The following is a 13,932-nucleotide window of genomic DNA, read 5'->3' as shown; positions in this document are numbered from 1 at the left end:
GGGATATGTCTGCTCAAGGCGAGGAAGCTTGGGATTATGTGATCGTTGGCTCCGGCGCGGGCGGCGGCACGCTCGCCGCGCGGCTCGCTGAAGCAGGCATGCGCGTGTTCCTGATCGAGGCGGGTTGCGATGCGCGCGAGCATGGGGCGGCGTGCCTGCCGGAGGATTACGAAGTGCCGGCGTTTCACGCCTGCGCCTCCGAGAATCCCGCGATGAGCTGGAACTTCTTCGTGCGTCATTACGCGGACGATGCACAGCAACGGCGCGACCCCAAGTGCGGCAGCGAAGGCGTGCTCTATCCCCGGGCCGCGACCCTGGGCGGCTGCACCGCCCACAACGCGATGATCTTTCTCTACCCCCACGATGCCGACTGGGACGGCATTGCCGCGCTGACCGGCGACCGCTCGTGGAAGGCCAGCCACATGCGCCGCTATGCCAAGCGGCTGGAGCAATGCCGCCACCGTCCGCTGTGGGCGCTTGCCCGCCGCCTGGGTTTCGATCCCACTGCCCACGGCTGGGACGGCTGGCTCAGCACGGAGCGCGCGTTTCCCCTGCAGGCGCTCACCGATGACGCGCTGACGCGCCTGATTCTCGGCTCGATGGAGATGGCGGCGCGCAGCGTGCCGAGGCGGCTCCATGCCTTGCTGCGCTTCTTCCGGTGGCAGGGCRACCCGAACTCCAGGATCTGGGGAAGACGATGTTTCGATGGCGTGTGCTATACGCCGATGACGACCAGCGGSCATGCCCGCACCGGCACGCGCGAACGGGTGCTGGAAGTCGCCGGCCGTTTTCCCTCGCGGCTGCATATCGAACTGGACGCACTGGCGACCAGGGTGCTGATCGACGCGAACGGCACCGCGTTCGGGGTCGAATATCTCAAGGGGCGGCATCTCTACCAGGCGCACGTCTCGCCAAATCCGGCGCCCGGCGTGCGGCAGGAAGTGCGCGCTCGCCGCGAGGTGATCCTGGCGGGCGGCGCGTTCAATACGCCGCAATTGCTGATGCTCTCGGGGATTGGTCCCGCCGGGCACCTCCGCGAGCATGGCATACCCGTGCGGGTGGATCTGCCTGGGGTCGGCCGCAATCTCCAGGATCGCTATGAGGTGGGCGTCGTGAGCCGGATGGCGCGGCCCTGGCAGATACTGAACGGCGCCCGCTTCGAGAGGGACGACCCGGCCTATTGCAGCTGGCGCGACCTGCGCCACGGTGTCTACACTTCCAACGGCGTCGCGATCGCGGTGGCGAGGCGTTCGCGCAAAGGCCTTCCCGTGCCGGATATTTTCTGCATGGCGCTGGTCGAGCACTTTGCCGGCTATTTTCCGGGTTATTCCAAGGTGTTCGCCCAGAGCGACGATATCCTCACCTGGGCCATACTCAAGGCGCACACGCAGAATCGCGCGGGCACGGTCCTGCTGCGGTCCGCGAATCCGCTCGATACGCCCCTGATCAACTTCCACTATTTCGAGGAGGGCGATGCCGCCTCGGACGAGGATATGCGCGCGGTGATCGAAGCCATCCGCTACGTGCGCAAGCTGGCCGTACCGCTGGCCGAGCGCGGCGTGATCGCGCAGGAGCAGCTTCCCGGCGCCCACCTGCGCGATGATGCGGAACTGGCTGGCTATGTGCGCGACAACGCGTGGGGGCACCACGCATCGTGTACCTGCGCCATCGGCCCGCGCGAGGCGGGCGGTGTGCTCGACAGCGGTTTTTCCGTGCACGGAACGCGCCGGCTGCGTGTCGTCGACGCCTCCGTTTTTCCGAGGATTCCTGGCTTTTTCCCGGCTAGCGCAATTTGCATGGTTGCCGAGAAGGCGGCCGATGTCATCTTGAACGAGACGACAACGGGCGCATAGGCAGCCGATCGACAAGGGAGGTGGAAGATGGCCTACGACGTGAGCAAGCTGCTGGCGATGAGCCAGGAACAGCTGGACGAATTGTTCCGCAACAGCCCGGCCGGCGAGATTCCGGATGGCGAAGCCACGGGCACGGCGATCATCTCGCCCGGCACGGTGTTCAGCGAGAGCATCGCAAGGATGATCAATCTTTTCGCCTGGCAGGGCAAAGTCTTCGACGCCAGGCGCGGGGTGCTCAAGAACAAGATATCGCCTTTCGGGCTCGAGGCCATCCTGGCGAAGGTGTACAAGGGTGAAAGCTGGCTCGACCAGAAGGAGTGCATTGTCCTGGACTATGCCGAGACTTCGGTCGTGGCGCACTGGATACGGGACGAGATCCGCTGCATCGCGCCGGATGCCTATCTCGGCGTTGTGTACTGGGACAAGCATCGCCTGATCGACTTTTCCCTTGTGTTCTGACCATCATGAAGCGCAGGACCTTCCTGTTTGGCGGAGTCGGCGCCGCCGGTGCGCTGCTGGTGGGCTGGTCGTTGCTGCCGCCGCGCCAGCGCCTGACGACATCGGCCCCATTGCCGGCGGTCGGCACGCAGGTCGGGCTCAACGGCTGGGTCAAGATCGCCGCGGACAACAGCGTCACCATCATGATGTGCCGCACGGAGATGGGGCAGGGCGTGCACACCGGCCTGGCCATGGTACTGGCCGACGAACTGGACGCGGACTGGGCGCAGGTGAAGGTCGAGCATGCGCCCGTGGACAAGATCTACAACAACCTGGAAGTCGTTGTCGACGATCTCCCGTTCCGGGCGGACGACGATGGCGTGGTCAGGCAAGGGGCGGTCTGGTTCACCCGCAAGCTCATGCGCGAGATCGGCGAGATGGTGACAGGCGGCTCGTCGAGCGTCAACGACCTGTGGGAGCCGATGCGCGAGGCCGGCGCATCCGCCCGCGCGATGCTGATCGGCGCCGCCGCCGCGCGGTGGAACGTGCCTGTGGGCGAGTGCCGCGCGCAGGACGGCAAAGTGCTGCACGCCTCCGGCAAAACGGCCACCTTCGGCGAGCTGGCGGCGCAGGCCGCCAAACAGCCGATGCCGGCGAAGGTGGCGCTGAAGGCGCCATCCGAATTCAGGCTGATCGGCAAGAACATGCGGCGCATCGAGGCCGCGGCCAAGATCGATGGCACCGCGCGCTTTGGCATCGACGTGCTGCCCGAGGGACTGCTGTACGCCAGCGTGATGATGTGTCCGACGCTGGGTGGTACGGTGGCGAGCTTCGACGGCTCGGCCGCGGCCGCGTTGCCGGGCATCGTCAAGGTGTTCGCGGTCGATGGCTACAACGGCGGCACCGGCGGCGTGGCGGTGATCGCCGACAATGCGTACCGGGCCATGACCGCGCTGGATGCGGTCAAGATCGTGTGGAACCACGGCCCCGCCGCCGCGCTGTCCAGCGCGGACGTGAGCCGCCGTCTGGCGCAGGCGCTGGATGAATCCGACGGCCACGCCTATTACCGGCACGGCGACGTCGATGCCGCGTTGAAATCCGCCGCGAAAACCCTCAACGCGGAGTACAGCGTGCCCTACCTTGCGCATGGCGCGGTGGAGCCCATCAACTGCACGGTGCAGGTTCGCGACGGCGCGGCCAGGGTCTGGGTCTCGACGCAGTTGCCTGGCCTGGCGCGCAAAGCGGTCGCCAGGGTGCTCGCGCTCGATGCGGAACGGGTCGACGTGCAGCCGCAACTGGTCGGCGGCGCATTCGGGCGGCGGCTGGAGGTGGATTTCATCTCCCAGGCGGCGGCCATCGCGCGCGAGGGGGGCGGCAGGCCGGTCCAGACGATCTGGACGCGCATTCAGGACACCACGCACGACTTCTATCGGCCGGCTTGCGTCTCGCGCTTCAAGGCCGGGCTCGATGGCGCAGGCAACCTCATAGCCTGGCACAACACGTCGGCCAGCCAGGCGATCGTGCCGGGCGCGCTGTCGCGTCTGCTTGGCCTGCCTCGCCTCGGCATCGACAAGACCACGACGGAAGGGGCATTCGACCGGCCCTACGAATGGCCGAACGCGAGGGTCGGCCATGTGATTGTCGACCTGCCGGTGCCGGTGGGCTTCTGGCGCTCGGTCGGCCATTCGCACCAGGCCTTTTTTACCGAGAGCTTCATCGATGAGCTGGCGGCGGCGGCTGGCAAGGATCCCGTGGCGTTCCGCGCCGGCCTGTTGGCAAAGCACCCGCGCCACATGGCCGTGTTGCAGCGCGCCGCGGAACTGGCCGGCTGGGGGCGGGCGCCAGGGCAGGCTACCGACGGCGCCGCGCGCGCGCGCGGGGTGGCGCTGCACGAGGCCTACGGCAGCATCGTCGCGCAGGTGGCGGAGGTATCGCTGGCGCCGGACAAGCGGGTGCGTGTGCACCGGGTGGTCTGCGTGATCGATTGCGGTACGGCGGTGAACCCGAACCTGATCCGGCAGCAACTGGAAAGTGCGATCATTTTTGGCCTGTCGGCCGCGCTGTACGAAGAAATCACGATCGACCATGGCCAGGTGCACCAGCGGAATTTCAAGGAATTTCCTGTCATCCACATCAACGACTGCCCGGCGATCGAAACCGACATCATGCCGAGCCAGGAACATCCGCGGGGCGTGGGCGAAACCGGCACGCCGCCGATTGCGCCGGCGGTGGCGAATGCCCTGTTTGCGCTGACCGGGCAGCGCCTGCGCGCATTGCCCTTGAAGTTTGCATGAGCTGCGGGAGAGAACCATGTTATCCCTGAACATCAACGGCAAGGCGGTGACCGTGCGGTCCGATCCGGACACGCCGCTGTTGTGGGTGCTGCGCTGCGAACTGGGGTTGACCGGCACCAAGTATGGCTGCGGCGTGGGCATTTGCGGCGCCTGCACGGTACAGATGAACGACGACCGGGGCTTCGCCTGTCAGCGCAAGGTCTCGTCGCTGGAAAAGACCAGGATCGTCACCATCGAAGGCTTGCGCGGCGCGCAGGCGCAAGCCTTGAAGGCTGCCTGGATCGATCTCGATGTGGTGCAGTGCGGGTACTGCCAGAGCGCACAGCTCATGGCTGCCAGCGCACTGCTGAAAAAAATCCCGAAGCCCAGCGATGCCGACATCGATGCGTTCATGTCCGGCATTGTCTGCCGCTGCGGCACCTATCCGCGGATCAGGGCGGCCATCCATCGGGCAGCCGGGCAGCCGCGCGCCTGAGGCACTGCCGCCTTGCGAGGGTATTTCCGGATAACGTGAACACAAAGCGCGGCCAAGACTTCAGCAAGCACCGTGGCTTGTACGCCGCCGCCGTGCTGGAGCCGCGCCGCATGCCGCCCGCGGCCCGCGAGACCTCGCCCTCCTGGCCGCTGGCGCGCTCCCATATGGCGTCCTGATCAACGCGGTGCTGACCGACCCCGGGCCCTTGAAGCTGGACGCGCCTGCGCTGCAGGTGGAGTTGCTGGCGGCGCTGTCGGCCTATCTCAATGTAAAGGCCGAGGGGGAATGACGAACCGGCTGATGGAGAAGTTGCCCGGCGCGCTGGTGCTGCGCTGGCAGTAACCCGCATTAACCAACACGGAGACCCCATGACGGACAATCCAGGCTGTGCCCACGCGGCCACGGCTGACTTTCATCGCCTGCTGGCGCGCGAACTGCCGGAGCACGACGAACAGGACTGGGAGGACGCGCAGCGCGGCTTTCTCGGCACCATCCCCGATGCCAGGGTCGCGCGCGCCAACGGCCACGGCGTGTGGAACCTGGAGGCGTACGGTTTCCTCGATGCCGGGCAGGCGCCGGATACCGTCAACCCGAGCCTGTGGCGGCAGGCGCGGCTGAACCGTATCCACGGGCTGTTCCAGGTCACGCCGCGTATCTTCCAGGTGCGGGGATTCGATATCGCCAACATCACCTTTATCGAAGGCGACACCGGCGTGATCGCGCTGGACGCGCTGACCTGCCCGGAGACTGCCGCCGCGGCGCTTGCGCTGTACCGGCAGCATCGCGGCAATCGCACGCTGCACACCGTGATCTACAGCCACAGCCATGCCGACCACTTCGGCGGGGTGGCGGGACTGGTGGACGAAGCCGACGTGCGCGCCGGACGGGTGCAGGTGATAGCGCCATCCGGCTTCATGCACCACGCCATTGCCGAGAACGTGATCGGCGGCGTGGCAATGGCGCGCCGCGCGCAGTTCCAGTTTGGCCATACGCTGGCCAAGGGGCCGGCGGCGCAGGTGGATGCGGGGCTGGGCAAGACCTTGCCGTTGGGACGCTCCACGCTGATCGCGCCGACGCTGTCGATCGAGGCGGAACACGAAGTCCACGTGATCGCGAAGGCCCGCCCCAGGCCAATCCGCAGGGGCCGCCGGCCAACGCCCTGATGCACGCCATGAGCAACGAACTGTTGTTCGACGCGCTGGCGGTGCGCATCCATGGCCAGCGTGCCGAAGGCATGGCGTGCCAGCTCGGCTGGCATTTCACCGAGAGCGGCGAGCAGTGGGTGAGCACCTTGTCCAACTGCGCGCTGAGCAGCCTGCAGGTGGAGGCGGCGTCCTCGGCGGACGTGGTCATCGAAACCACCCGCGACACGCTCGACGGGCTGTTGACGCGGCGCTGGACCGTTGCCGAGGCCATGGCCGAAGGCCGCCTCTCGCTGAGCGGCGCCGTATCGCTGCTGCCGCGCTTCATGGGCCTGCTGGACCAGTTCAGCGGCAGCTTCCCGGTGGTGGATGCGGCGCCGTGGCCCGACCGCTGAGCCGGCCACGCCCGTAAAGCAGCGCCGGCGGTGACACCGGCGCTTCGCCGGCGCAGGGGTGCCGGCTGCGGCAGACGGATTGAAGTGCCGCTTGCGGCATGCTGTGCCGGGCGGGGCGCCTTCCGCGTGATGGCTGCGAGGCTCGTCCGCGGCACCCGTGCCTTTGTCCATCAAGCTGCCCGTGCTGCATCGCGGGAAACCCCCTTCGACAAGGTATAATGCCGGTTTCCCGCCAGCACGGCGCCCCAACCAGCGGCGCCGGCCGGTAGCAGCCCCTACCTCCTGCCCTCCCGACCGCTCAGACCATGGCGCATTTCTCGTGCTTCCCCGGTGCATTGGCGCTTTCCGCCTTCCGCCAGCAACGCCTGCTCACCGCCCTCAAGCAGATCGACGCCGACATCGAGTCGGTGCACGGCCAGTTCCTGCATTTCGTCGACACCGACGTGCCGCTGTCCCAGGACGACAGCGCCCGCATCGGCGCGCTGCTGACCTACGGTGCGCCTTTCGAGGCACAGACCGAAGGCGACCGTTTCGTGGTGATCCCGCGTTTCGGCACGATTTCGCCGTGGGCCAGCAAGGCCACCGATATTGCGCATAACTGCGGCTTCGAGCACGTCCACCGCATCGAGCGTGGCATCGAGATCACCGTGGTGTGCAAGAAGGGCCTGCTGCGCGGGCGCAAGTCGCTGGACGCCGGCACCCGTGCCGCCGTGGCCGCCCACCTGTTCGATCGCATGACCGAATCCGTGGTGGCCTCGCGCGAGGACGCCGCCGGCCTGTTCCAGGAACTGCCCGCCAAGCCGCTGCGCTTCATCGATATCTCCGGTGGCCGCGCCGCGCTGGCGCAGGCCAATACCGAGATGGGCCTGGCGCTGTCGGAAGACGAGATCGATTACCTGGTGGACGCCTACGCCAGGCTGGAGCGCAACCCGACCGACGTCGAGCTGATGATGTTCGCGCAGGCCAACAGCGAGCACTGCCGCCACAAGATCTTCAACGCCACCTGGACCATCGACGGCGTGCAGYAGGATAAATCCCTGTTCGCCATGATCCGCAATACCCACCAGCTCAACCCGCAAGGGTCGATCGTGGCGTACTCGGACAACTCCGCGGTGATGGAAGGCGACGTGGCCGAGCGCTGGTTCCCGCGCGGCACCGGGCACAAGTACGGCCGCCATGAGGCGCTGACCCACACGCTGATGAAGGTGGAGACGCACAACCACCCGACCGCCATCTCGCCGTTCCCCGGCGCCTCCACCGGTGCCGGCGGCGAGATCCGTGACGAGGGCGCCACCGGACGTGGCGGCAAGCCCAAGGCGGGCCTGACCGGTTTCACGGTTTCCAACCTGATGCTGCCCGATGCCGTCGAAGGCTGGGAAAACGCGCGCGACGCGGCCCAGCCGGTGGCGCACCGCAACCCCGCCGACAAGCCCGGCGTGACCGGCAAGCCGGATCGCATCGCCTCGCCGCTGCAGATCATGACCGACGGCCCGCTTGGCGGCGCCGCGTTCAACAACGAGTTCGGCCGCGCCATCCTGGGTGRCTACTTCCGCGTCTACGAGCAAAACGTCGGCGGCACCGTGCGCGGCTATCACAAGCCGATCATGATCGCCGGCGGCATCGGCAATATCGACGCCGGCCACACGCACAAGAAGGACCTGCCCGCCGGCTCGCTGCTGATCCAGCTGGGCGGCCCRGGCATGCGCATCGGCATGGGCGGCAGCGCCGCCAGCTCGATGGCGACCGGCACCAACACCGCCGACCTGGACTTCGATTCGGTCCAGCGCGGCAACCCCGAGATGGAGCGGCGCGCGCAGGAAGTGATCAACGCCTGCTGGCAACTCGGCGACGACAACCCCATCCTGTCGATCCATGACGTGGGCGCGGGCGGCATTTCCAATGCCTTCCCCGAACTGGTGGACGGCGCCGGCCGCGGCGCGCGTTTCGACCTGCGCCAGGTGCACCTGGAAGAGTCCGGCATGAGCCCGGCCGAGATCTGGTGCAACGAGTCGCAGGAACGCTATGTGATGGCGGTGGCGCCGGAATCCTTCCCGCTGTTCCAGGCCATGTGCCAGCGCGAGCGCTCGCCGTTCGCGGTGGTGGGCATCGCCACCGAGGAGAAGCAGCTGCAGCTGGTCGACGCCCATGTCGACGCCGCGCTCAAGGAACACCATGCCGTGAACATGCCGATGGACGTGCTGCTGGGCAAGCCGCCGCGCATGCACCGCGACGTCAGGCATGTGGAGCAAAGCCTGCCGCCGGTGGACGTGACCGGCATCGCGCTGGACAAGGCCGTGCGCGACGTGCTGCGCCACCCCACCGTGGCCAGCAAGTCCTTCCTGATCACCATCGGCGACCGTACCGTGGGCGGCATGAACGCGCGCGACCAGATGGTCGGCCCCTGGCAGGTGCCGGTGGCCGACGTGGCCGTGACCACGCTCGATTACAAGGGCCGCACCGGCGAAGCCATGACAATGGGCGAGCGCACGCCGCTGGCCGTGATCAACGCTCCGGCCTCCGGCCGCATGGCCATCGGCGAGGCACTGACCAACCTGGCCGCCGCGCCGGTCAAGGACCTGGGCAAGGTGAAGCTGTCGGCCAACTGGATGGCGGCCTGCGGCGTGGAAGGCGAGGACGCCAAGCTGTATGACACCGTGCACGCCGTCGGCATGGAGCTGTGCCCGGCGCTGGGCATCAGCATCCCGGTGGGCAAGGATTCGCTGTCCATGCGCACCAAGTGGCAGGACAACGGCGCCGACAAGGAAGTGGTCGCGCCAGTCTCGCTGATCATCTCGGCGTTTGCCGCCGTGGACGACACCGACCGGACCCTGACCCCGCAACTGCGCACCGATGCCGGCGACAGCGTGCTGATCGCCATCGACCTCGGCCGCGGCAAGAACCGCCTGGGCGGCAGCATCCTGGCCCAGGTGACGCAGCAGGTAGGCGACACCGCGCCGGACGTGGACAACGCCGAAGACCTGAAGAACTTCTTCAACGTGATCCAGCGCCTGAACCGCGAGGGCAAGCTGCTGGCCTACCACGACCGTTCCGACGGCGGCTTCCTGGCTGCCCTGGCGGAAATGGCCTTTGCCGGCCATTGCGGCCTGTCGCTCAACGTCGACATGCTGGCGCTGGACCCGGTCCAGGAGCAGGACTTCGGCGACGCCAAGAACTGGGCCCAGCAAATCTCCGGCCGCCGGGACGAGCAGACCCTGCGCGCGCTGTTCTCGGAGGAACTCGGCGCGGTGATCCAGGTACGCCAGGAAGAGCGCGATGCCGTGTTCGCCGTGCTGCGCGAGGTTGGCCTGTCGGCATGCAGCCACGTAGTGGGCAAGCCCAACACCACCGACCAGATCGAGATCTACCGCGACGCCAAGAAGGTGTTCGGCGCCGCGCGCGGCGAACTGCAGCGCACCTGGAGCGAAGTCAGCTGGCGCATCGCGCGCCTGCGCGACAACCCCGCCTGCGCCGATAGCGAATACGACCGCCTGCTCGACGCGGCGGACCCCGGCATCTCGCCGGTACTGACCTTCGATCCGGCGGAAGACATTGCTGCGCCGTTCGTGGCAACCGGTGCGCGTCCGCGCGTGGCGATCCTGCGCGAGCAGGGCGTCAACTCGCAGATCGAGATGGCCTACAGCATGGACCGCGCGGGCTTCGACACGCACGACGTGCATATGAGCGACCTGATCGCGGGCCGCGCCAACCTGGCCGAGTTCTCCGGCTTCGTGGCCTGCGGCGGCTTCAGCTACGGCGACGTGCTGGGCGCTGGCGAAGGCTGGGCCAAGACGATCCTGTTCAACGCGCAGATGGCCGAGCAGTTTGCAGCCTTCTTCAACCGCCAGGATACGTTCGCGCTGGGCGTGTGCAATGGCTGCCAGATGATGAGCAACCTCGCCCCGATCATCCCGGGCGCGGGCGCCTGGCCCAAGTTCACGCGTAATCAGTCGGAACAGTACGAAGCGCGCTACGTCACCGTGGAAGTGCAGTCCTCGCCGTCGATCTTCTTCGCCGGCATGGAAGGCAGCCGCATCCCCATCGTGGTGGCGCACGGCGAAGGCTTTGCCGACTTCTCGCAGCAAGGCGACAAGAGCCAGGCCCAGGTGGCGCTGCGTTTCGTGGACAACCTCGGCGCACCCACCCAGACCTATCCGCTGAACCCGAACGGCTCGCCGGACGGCATTACCTCGGTGACCACCACGGATGGCCGCTTCACCGTGCTGATGCCGCACCCGGAGCGCGTGTTCCGCACCGCCACCATGAGTTGGGCGCCGGATGCCTGGAAGCAGGTGGCGGATGGCGGCAGCCCGTGGATGCGCATGTTCCGCAACGCGCGGAAGTGGGTGGGTTGAGCGGCTTGCCGCTGGCTCGCTGGTAAAAGGGAAAAGCCCGCTTCAAGCGGGCTTTTTCTTTTGCTAACGGGCGTGCATGGCGAAGACGGGGGCAAAAGGAGCAGATTCCGGTCACGCCACCATCTGCGTACTCCAGGCCTGATACACGTAATACAACGGCCGCTGCGGATCCGATAGTTTTGCGCGAGCCGGTGCCGCGCCCCGGAGCTGCATGGTGACCAGCACCATGCGTGCCGCCTTGACGGCCGAATAGCGGTCGCGCAGCGGCAGCATCGGCAGCACGGACCGCCATTCCGGTGGCAGGCCATCGTGGCTGAAGGTGCCGAGCGCGCAGTAGCCCCAACCCTCGGAGGTGAGGTGCCAGAGTTGCCGGTAGGCGCTGCCTGAAGCCATGGACTCGCTCTTTCCCATGCCGTCGCCCGCGGCGGGAGATCACGCGGGTGAGGGCAATGCAGTGTGCGCGCCAGCCATGCGGCGGGCGGCGCATTCCCCCTGATCTTACTCAGGTGTCGGCATGGAGGGAATGCCCGTGGCCCGGGCTTGGTGGTATGCGGCACATGCGCGTTGCCGCGGGATCACATGGCAGGCAAGGGAATGACGCCTGGTGTGATCCCGGAGTACCGCATCATCCATGTGGCTCATCGGTGTCTGCGAGAGATTGGCAGTACATCACCTGCGGTACGTCGCATGAGCCAGGGCGCGTCTGGCGGCCGGCGTTTGCTGCCAGCTTGAATGCCGGCAGAAGCCGGCCGGACCGGCGATCCTGGTTTTTCAGGGCGGACGCTTTGGTCGCATTCGCCGATGGGCCCGGCCATTGTTAGTGCCAGCCGGCCACTACACCCACTACACCAGGCCATCCAGCAAATCCGGCCCGAACACTTCCCGATGCACCCGCTCAGCCTTCACTCCCCGCGCGTGCAACGCTGCCCGCTGCGCCTGCATGAACGGCAGCGGCCCACACAGGTAAAAGTCAGCATCCGCAAGATCGTCGTCCGCCAGGATCACGTCGATATCCATGCGGCCGGGCAGGGCGGGTTGCGCGAGGAATTCAGCGGGCTCCGCCGACTCCAGGAAGAAATGCGTCCGCAGCTTCGGCAGTTTCCGCGCCGCGTGCGTGACATCCTTCAGGTGGGCCACATGCGAGACCTTGCGCGCCGCATGGCCGAACACCACCTTGCGCGAAGGATTGCGTTTCGCCACGGCATTCAGCGCGGAGATCATGGGCGTGACACCGACGCCGGCGGAGAGCAGCACGATGGGCGTGGCCGGCTCAATGCGCGGCGCGAAGTCGCCGAAGGGCTGGCTGACCATCAGCACGTCGCCAGGGCGGGCGTTGTCATGGAGCCAGTTGGACACGGCGCCGGCGGGCAGGGTGTCGCCGTTGCCGCTGTCGCGCTTTACCGAGATGCGCCAGGTCTTTCCGTTGGGCGCGTCCGACAGGCTGTACTGACGTTGCTGGAAGGCGCCGGGTGCCAGTTCGACCACGACCGAGATGTACTGGCCCGGCAGGAAATCTGCCAGCGTGGTGCCGCCGACGGCTTCGAGCGTGAAGGCGGTGATGTCGGCGCTTTGTTCTTCGCGGGCAACGATCCGCACGGGCTGGCGGTGGTCCGGGCCGGTCTGCGCGCGCTCGTAGAGGCGCGTTTCCGCGGCGATCAGTTCGGCGGCCAGCAACCAGTAGGCTTCATCCCACGCGGCTACCAGTGCCGGGGTGGCGGCGTCGCCGAGCACTTCGCCGATGGCGCCGAGCAGGTGGCGGGCAACGATGGCGTAGTGGCTGGGCTTGATGCCGACCGAGGCGTGCTTGTGGACGATGCGGTTGACAACCGGGGCCAGGGCGCTGTTGTCGCCGTAGTTGGCGGCGTAGGCAAAGACTGCGGAGGCGAGCGATTGCTGCTGCGAACCGTTGGCTTGGTTGCCCATGTTGAACAGGTTGGTCAACTCGGGCCGATCGGCAAACATGTTGCGGTAGAAGGTCTGGGTGATGGCCAGGCCATGTTCCCGCAGGACGGGGACGCTTGCGTCGATCAGTGGTCTCGATTTTTCAGACAGCACGACAACCTCCAAAGATGTACGATAGATGCAACAAAACAGCGAAAAAATGCCGCGGCATTCCGCGGTGGCGGCGTGCGATGTGGTTGCGACGCCTTGGGAAGGATTTTATTAAACATGCATTTGTAATGCAACATAAAGTTTGTGGCGGTGCGGAAAGATGCATCCGGGGGCCATGTTAGACTGCGGCGGCGTTGCGCAAAGCAGCGCTGCGCCTGCCGCAGAGCCATCCTGGCTGCCACGCATACCATCACCGCCGCAAGCCGGACCCAAGCCATGAGACTGACTGACTACACCGACTACAGTCTGCGGACCCTGATCTATGTCGCGGTCCACCCAGGCGAGCTTGTGACCATCCAGCGCATCGCGGATGCGTTCGGCATTCCCAAGAACCACCTGATCAAGATTGTGCAGAAGCTTGGCCAGGCCGGCTTCCTGCACACGGTGCGCGGGCGCGCCGGCGGCATCGAGCTGGGCCGGCCGGCGGCGCAGATCAATGTGGGCGAGGTGATCCGCACCATGGAGTCGGATTTCCACCTGGTGGAGTGCTTCCTGGGGGATGACAACCATTGCGTGATCACGCGCGTGTGCGGCTTGCGGGGCGTGCTTGCCGCCGCGCTGCGGGCATATTTCGAGGTGCTGGATGCCTACAGCCTGCAGGATCTGGTGGAGAAGCCCGCGGCGCTGAGCCGCGCGCTTGGACAGGACGGGGCGGCCACCATGGTGGGGATTCCCGTGAAGAGCGTGATGCGCAAGGCCAGGCCTGCCCGGGCAGCGCCAGGCGATGCAGGTGAGCAGTAAGTAGCCGGGACCCCGAAGCGGAGGCCTGCACTGGTTACCCGAAATGGCGCCGTAGTGGCTATTGTCTGCGCCCGCTGGCGGCTCTAGTCTGCCGTATGCGGCCAGCCGTCCGGCAGGGCCGGCAGGGGAG

General features: G+C 66.8%; 11 protein-coding genes. 9 read left to right on the top strand and 2 right to left on the bottom strand.

From position 1 onward, the window contains the following. The first annotated feature begins 5 nt into the window (after positions 1-5). From AC1DN0_RS25845 to purL, 8 genes are all read left to right on the top strand, one after another. Positions 6-1,853: a GMC family oxidoreductase gene (locus tag AC1DN0_RS25845; protein ID WP_477146109.1), complete on the top strand. Its 1,848-nt coding sequence runs from the start codon at positions 6-8 to the stop codon at positions 1,851-1,853. 27 nt (positions 1,854-1,880) lie between these two features. Continuing rightward, a complete protein-coding gene (locus tag AC1DN0_RS25840) occupies positions 1,881-2,312 on the top strand; it encodes a hypothetical protein (RefSeq protein WP_441634094.1) in 432 nt (143 codons plus the stop codon). Between the two features lie 5 nt (positions 2,313-2,317). After that, the gene (locus AC1DN0_RS25835) at positions 2,318-4,585 is read left to right on the top strand and encodes a xanthine dehydrogenase family protein molybdopterin-binding subunit (RefSeq protein ID WP_477111195.1); all 2,268 of its coding nucleotides are present in this window, start codon (positions 2,318-2,320) and stop codon (positions 4,583-4,585) included. Positions 4,586-4,601: 16 nt separating this feature from the next. Then, complete coding sequence (locus AC1DN0_RS25830; protein ID WP_441634090.1) at positions 4,602-5,060, top strand: (2Fe-2S)-binding protein; 459 nt, start codon at positions 4,602-4,604, stop codon at positions 5,058-5,060. Between the two features lie 35 nt (positions 5,061-5,095). Then, the gene (locus AC1DN0_RS25825) at positions 5,096-5,236 is read left to right on the top strand and encodes a hypothetical protein (protein ID WP_441634088.1); all 141 of its coding nucleotides are present in this window, start codon (positions 5,096-5,098) and stop codon (positions 5,234-5,236) included. Between the two features lie 192 nt (positions 5,237-5,428). Then, positions 5,429-6,223 (top strand): MBL fold metallo-hydrolase, encoded by a 795-nt coding sequence (locus AC1DN0_RS25820; protein ID WP_477111196.1) that lies wholly within the window; start codon positions 5,429-5,431, stop codon positions 6,221-6,223. An 8-nt stretch (positions 6,224-6,231) separates the two neighbouring features. Further along, the gene (locus tag AC1DN0_RS25815) at positions 6,232-6,597 is read left to right on the top strand and encodes an alkyl sulfatase C-terminal domain-containing protein (protein WP_441634084.1); all 366 of its coding nucleotides are present in this window, start codon (positions 6,232-6,234) and stop codon (positions 6,595-6,597) included. A 305-nt stretch (positions 6,598-6,902) separates the two neighbouring features. Beyond that, positions 6,903-10,949, top strand: a complete 4,047-nt coding sequence (purL, locus tag AC1DN0_RS25810; protein WP_477146108.1) for a phosphoribosylformylglycinamidine synthase — start codon at positions 6,903-6,905, stop codon at positions 10,947-10,949. A 111-nt stretch (positions 10,950-11,060) separates the two neighbouring features. On the opposite strand, the gene AC1DN0_RS25805 is transcribed toward purL, so the two are convergent. Further along, positions 11,061-11,342, bottom strand: a complete 282-nt coding sequence (locus tag AC1DN0_RS25805) for a hypothetical protein (protein ID WP_477111197.1) — start codon at positions 11,340-11,342, stop codon at positions 11,061-11,063. Positions 11,343-11,792: 450 nt separating this feature from the next. Then, positions 11,793-13,004 (bottom strand): globin domain-containing protein, encoded by a 1,212-nt coding sequence (locus AC1DN0_RS25800; RefSeq protein ID WP_441634078.1) that lies wholly within the window; start codon positions 13,002-13,004, stop codon positions 11,793-11,795. 273 nt (positions 13,005-13,277) lie between these two features. Here AC1DN0_RS25800 and AC1DN0_RS25795 point away from each other — a divergent pair, with 273 nt between their 5' ends. Continuing rightward, positions 13,278-13,802, top strand: a complete 525-nt coding sequence (locus AC1DN0_RS25795; RefSeq protein WP_477111198.1) for an RrF2 family transcriptional regulator — start codon at positions 13,278-13,280, stop codon at positions 13,800-13,802. Positions 13,803-13,932: the final 130 nt, after the last annotated feature.

It is taken from the genome of Cupriavidus sp. 05N39 (assembly GCF_056397325.1).
Note: the sequence above shows the minus strand (reverse complement) of the source record. Positions and strands in the feature narration are given on the sequence as shown.

Coding starts and splice junctions, on each gene's coding strand:
- AC1DN0_RS25835 (WP_477111195.1), top strand. CDS start 2,318: ATGAAGCGCAGGACCTTCCTGTTTGGCGGAGTCGGCGCCGCCGGTGCG.
- AC1DN0_RS25830 (WP_441634090.1), top strand. CDS start 4,602: ATGTTATCCCTGAACATCAACGGCAAGGCGGTGACCGTGCGGTCCGAT.
- AC1DN0_RS25840 (WP_441634094.1), top strand. CDS start 1,881: ATGGCCTACGACGTGAGCAAGCTGCTGGCGATGAGCCAGGAACAGCTG.
- AC1DN0_RS25820 (WP_477111196.1), top strand. CDS start 5,429: ATGACGGACAATCCAGGCTGTGCCCACGCGGCCACGGCTGACTTTCAT.
- AC1DN0_RS25795 (WP_477111198.1), top strand. CDS start 13,278: ATGAGACTGACTGACTACACCGACTACAGTCTGCGGACCCTGATCTAT.
- AC1DN0_RS25805 (WP_477111197.1), bottom strand. CDS start 11,342: ATGGCTTCAGGCAGCGCCTACCGGCAACTCTGGCACCTCACCTCCGAG.
- AC1DN0_RS25815 (WP_441634084.1), top strand. CDS start 6,232: ATGAGCAACGAACTGTTGTTCGACGCGCTGGCGGTGCGCATCCATGGC.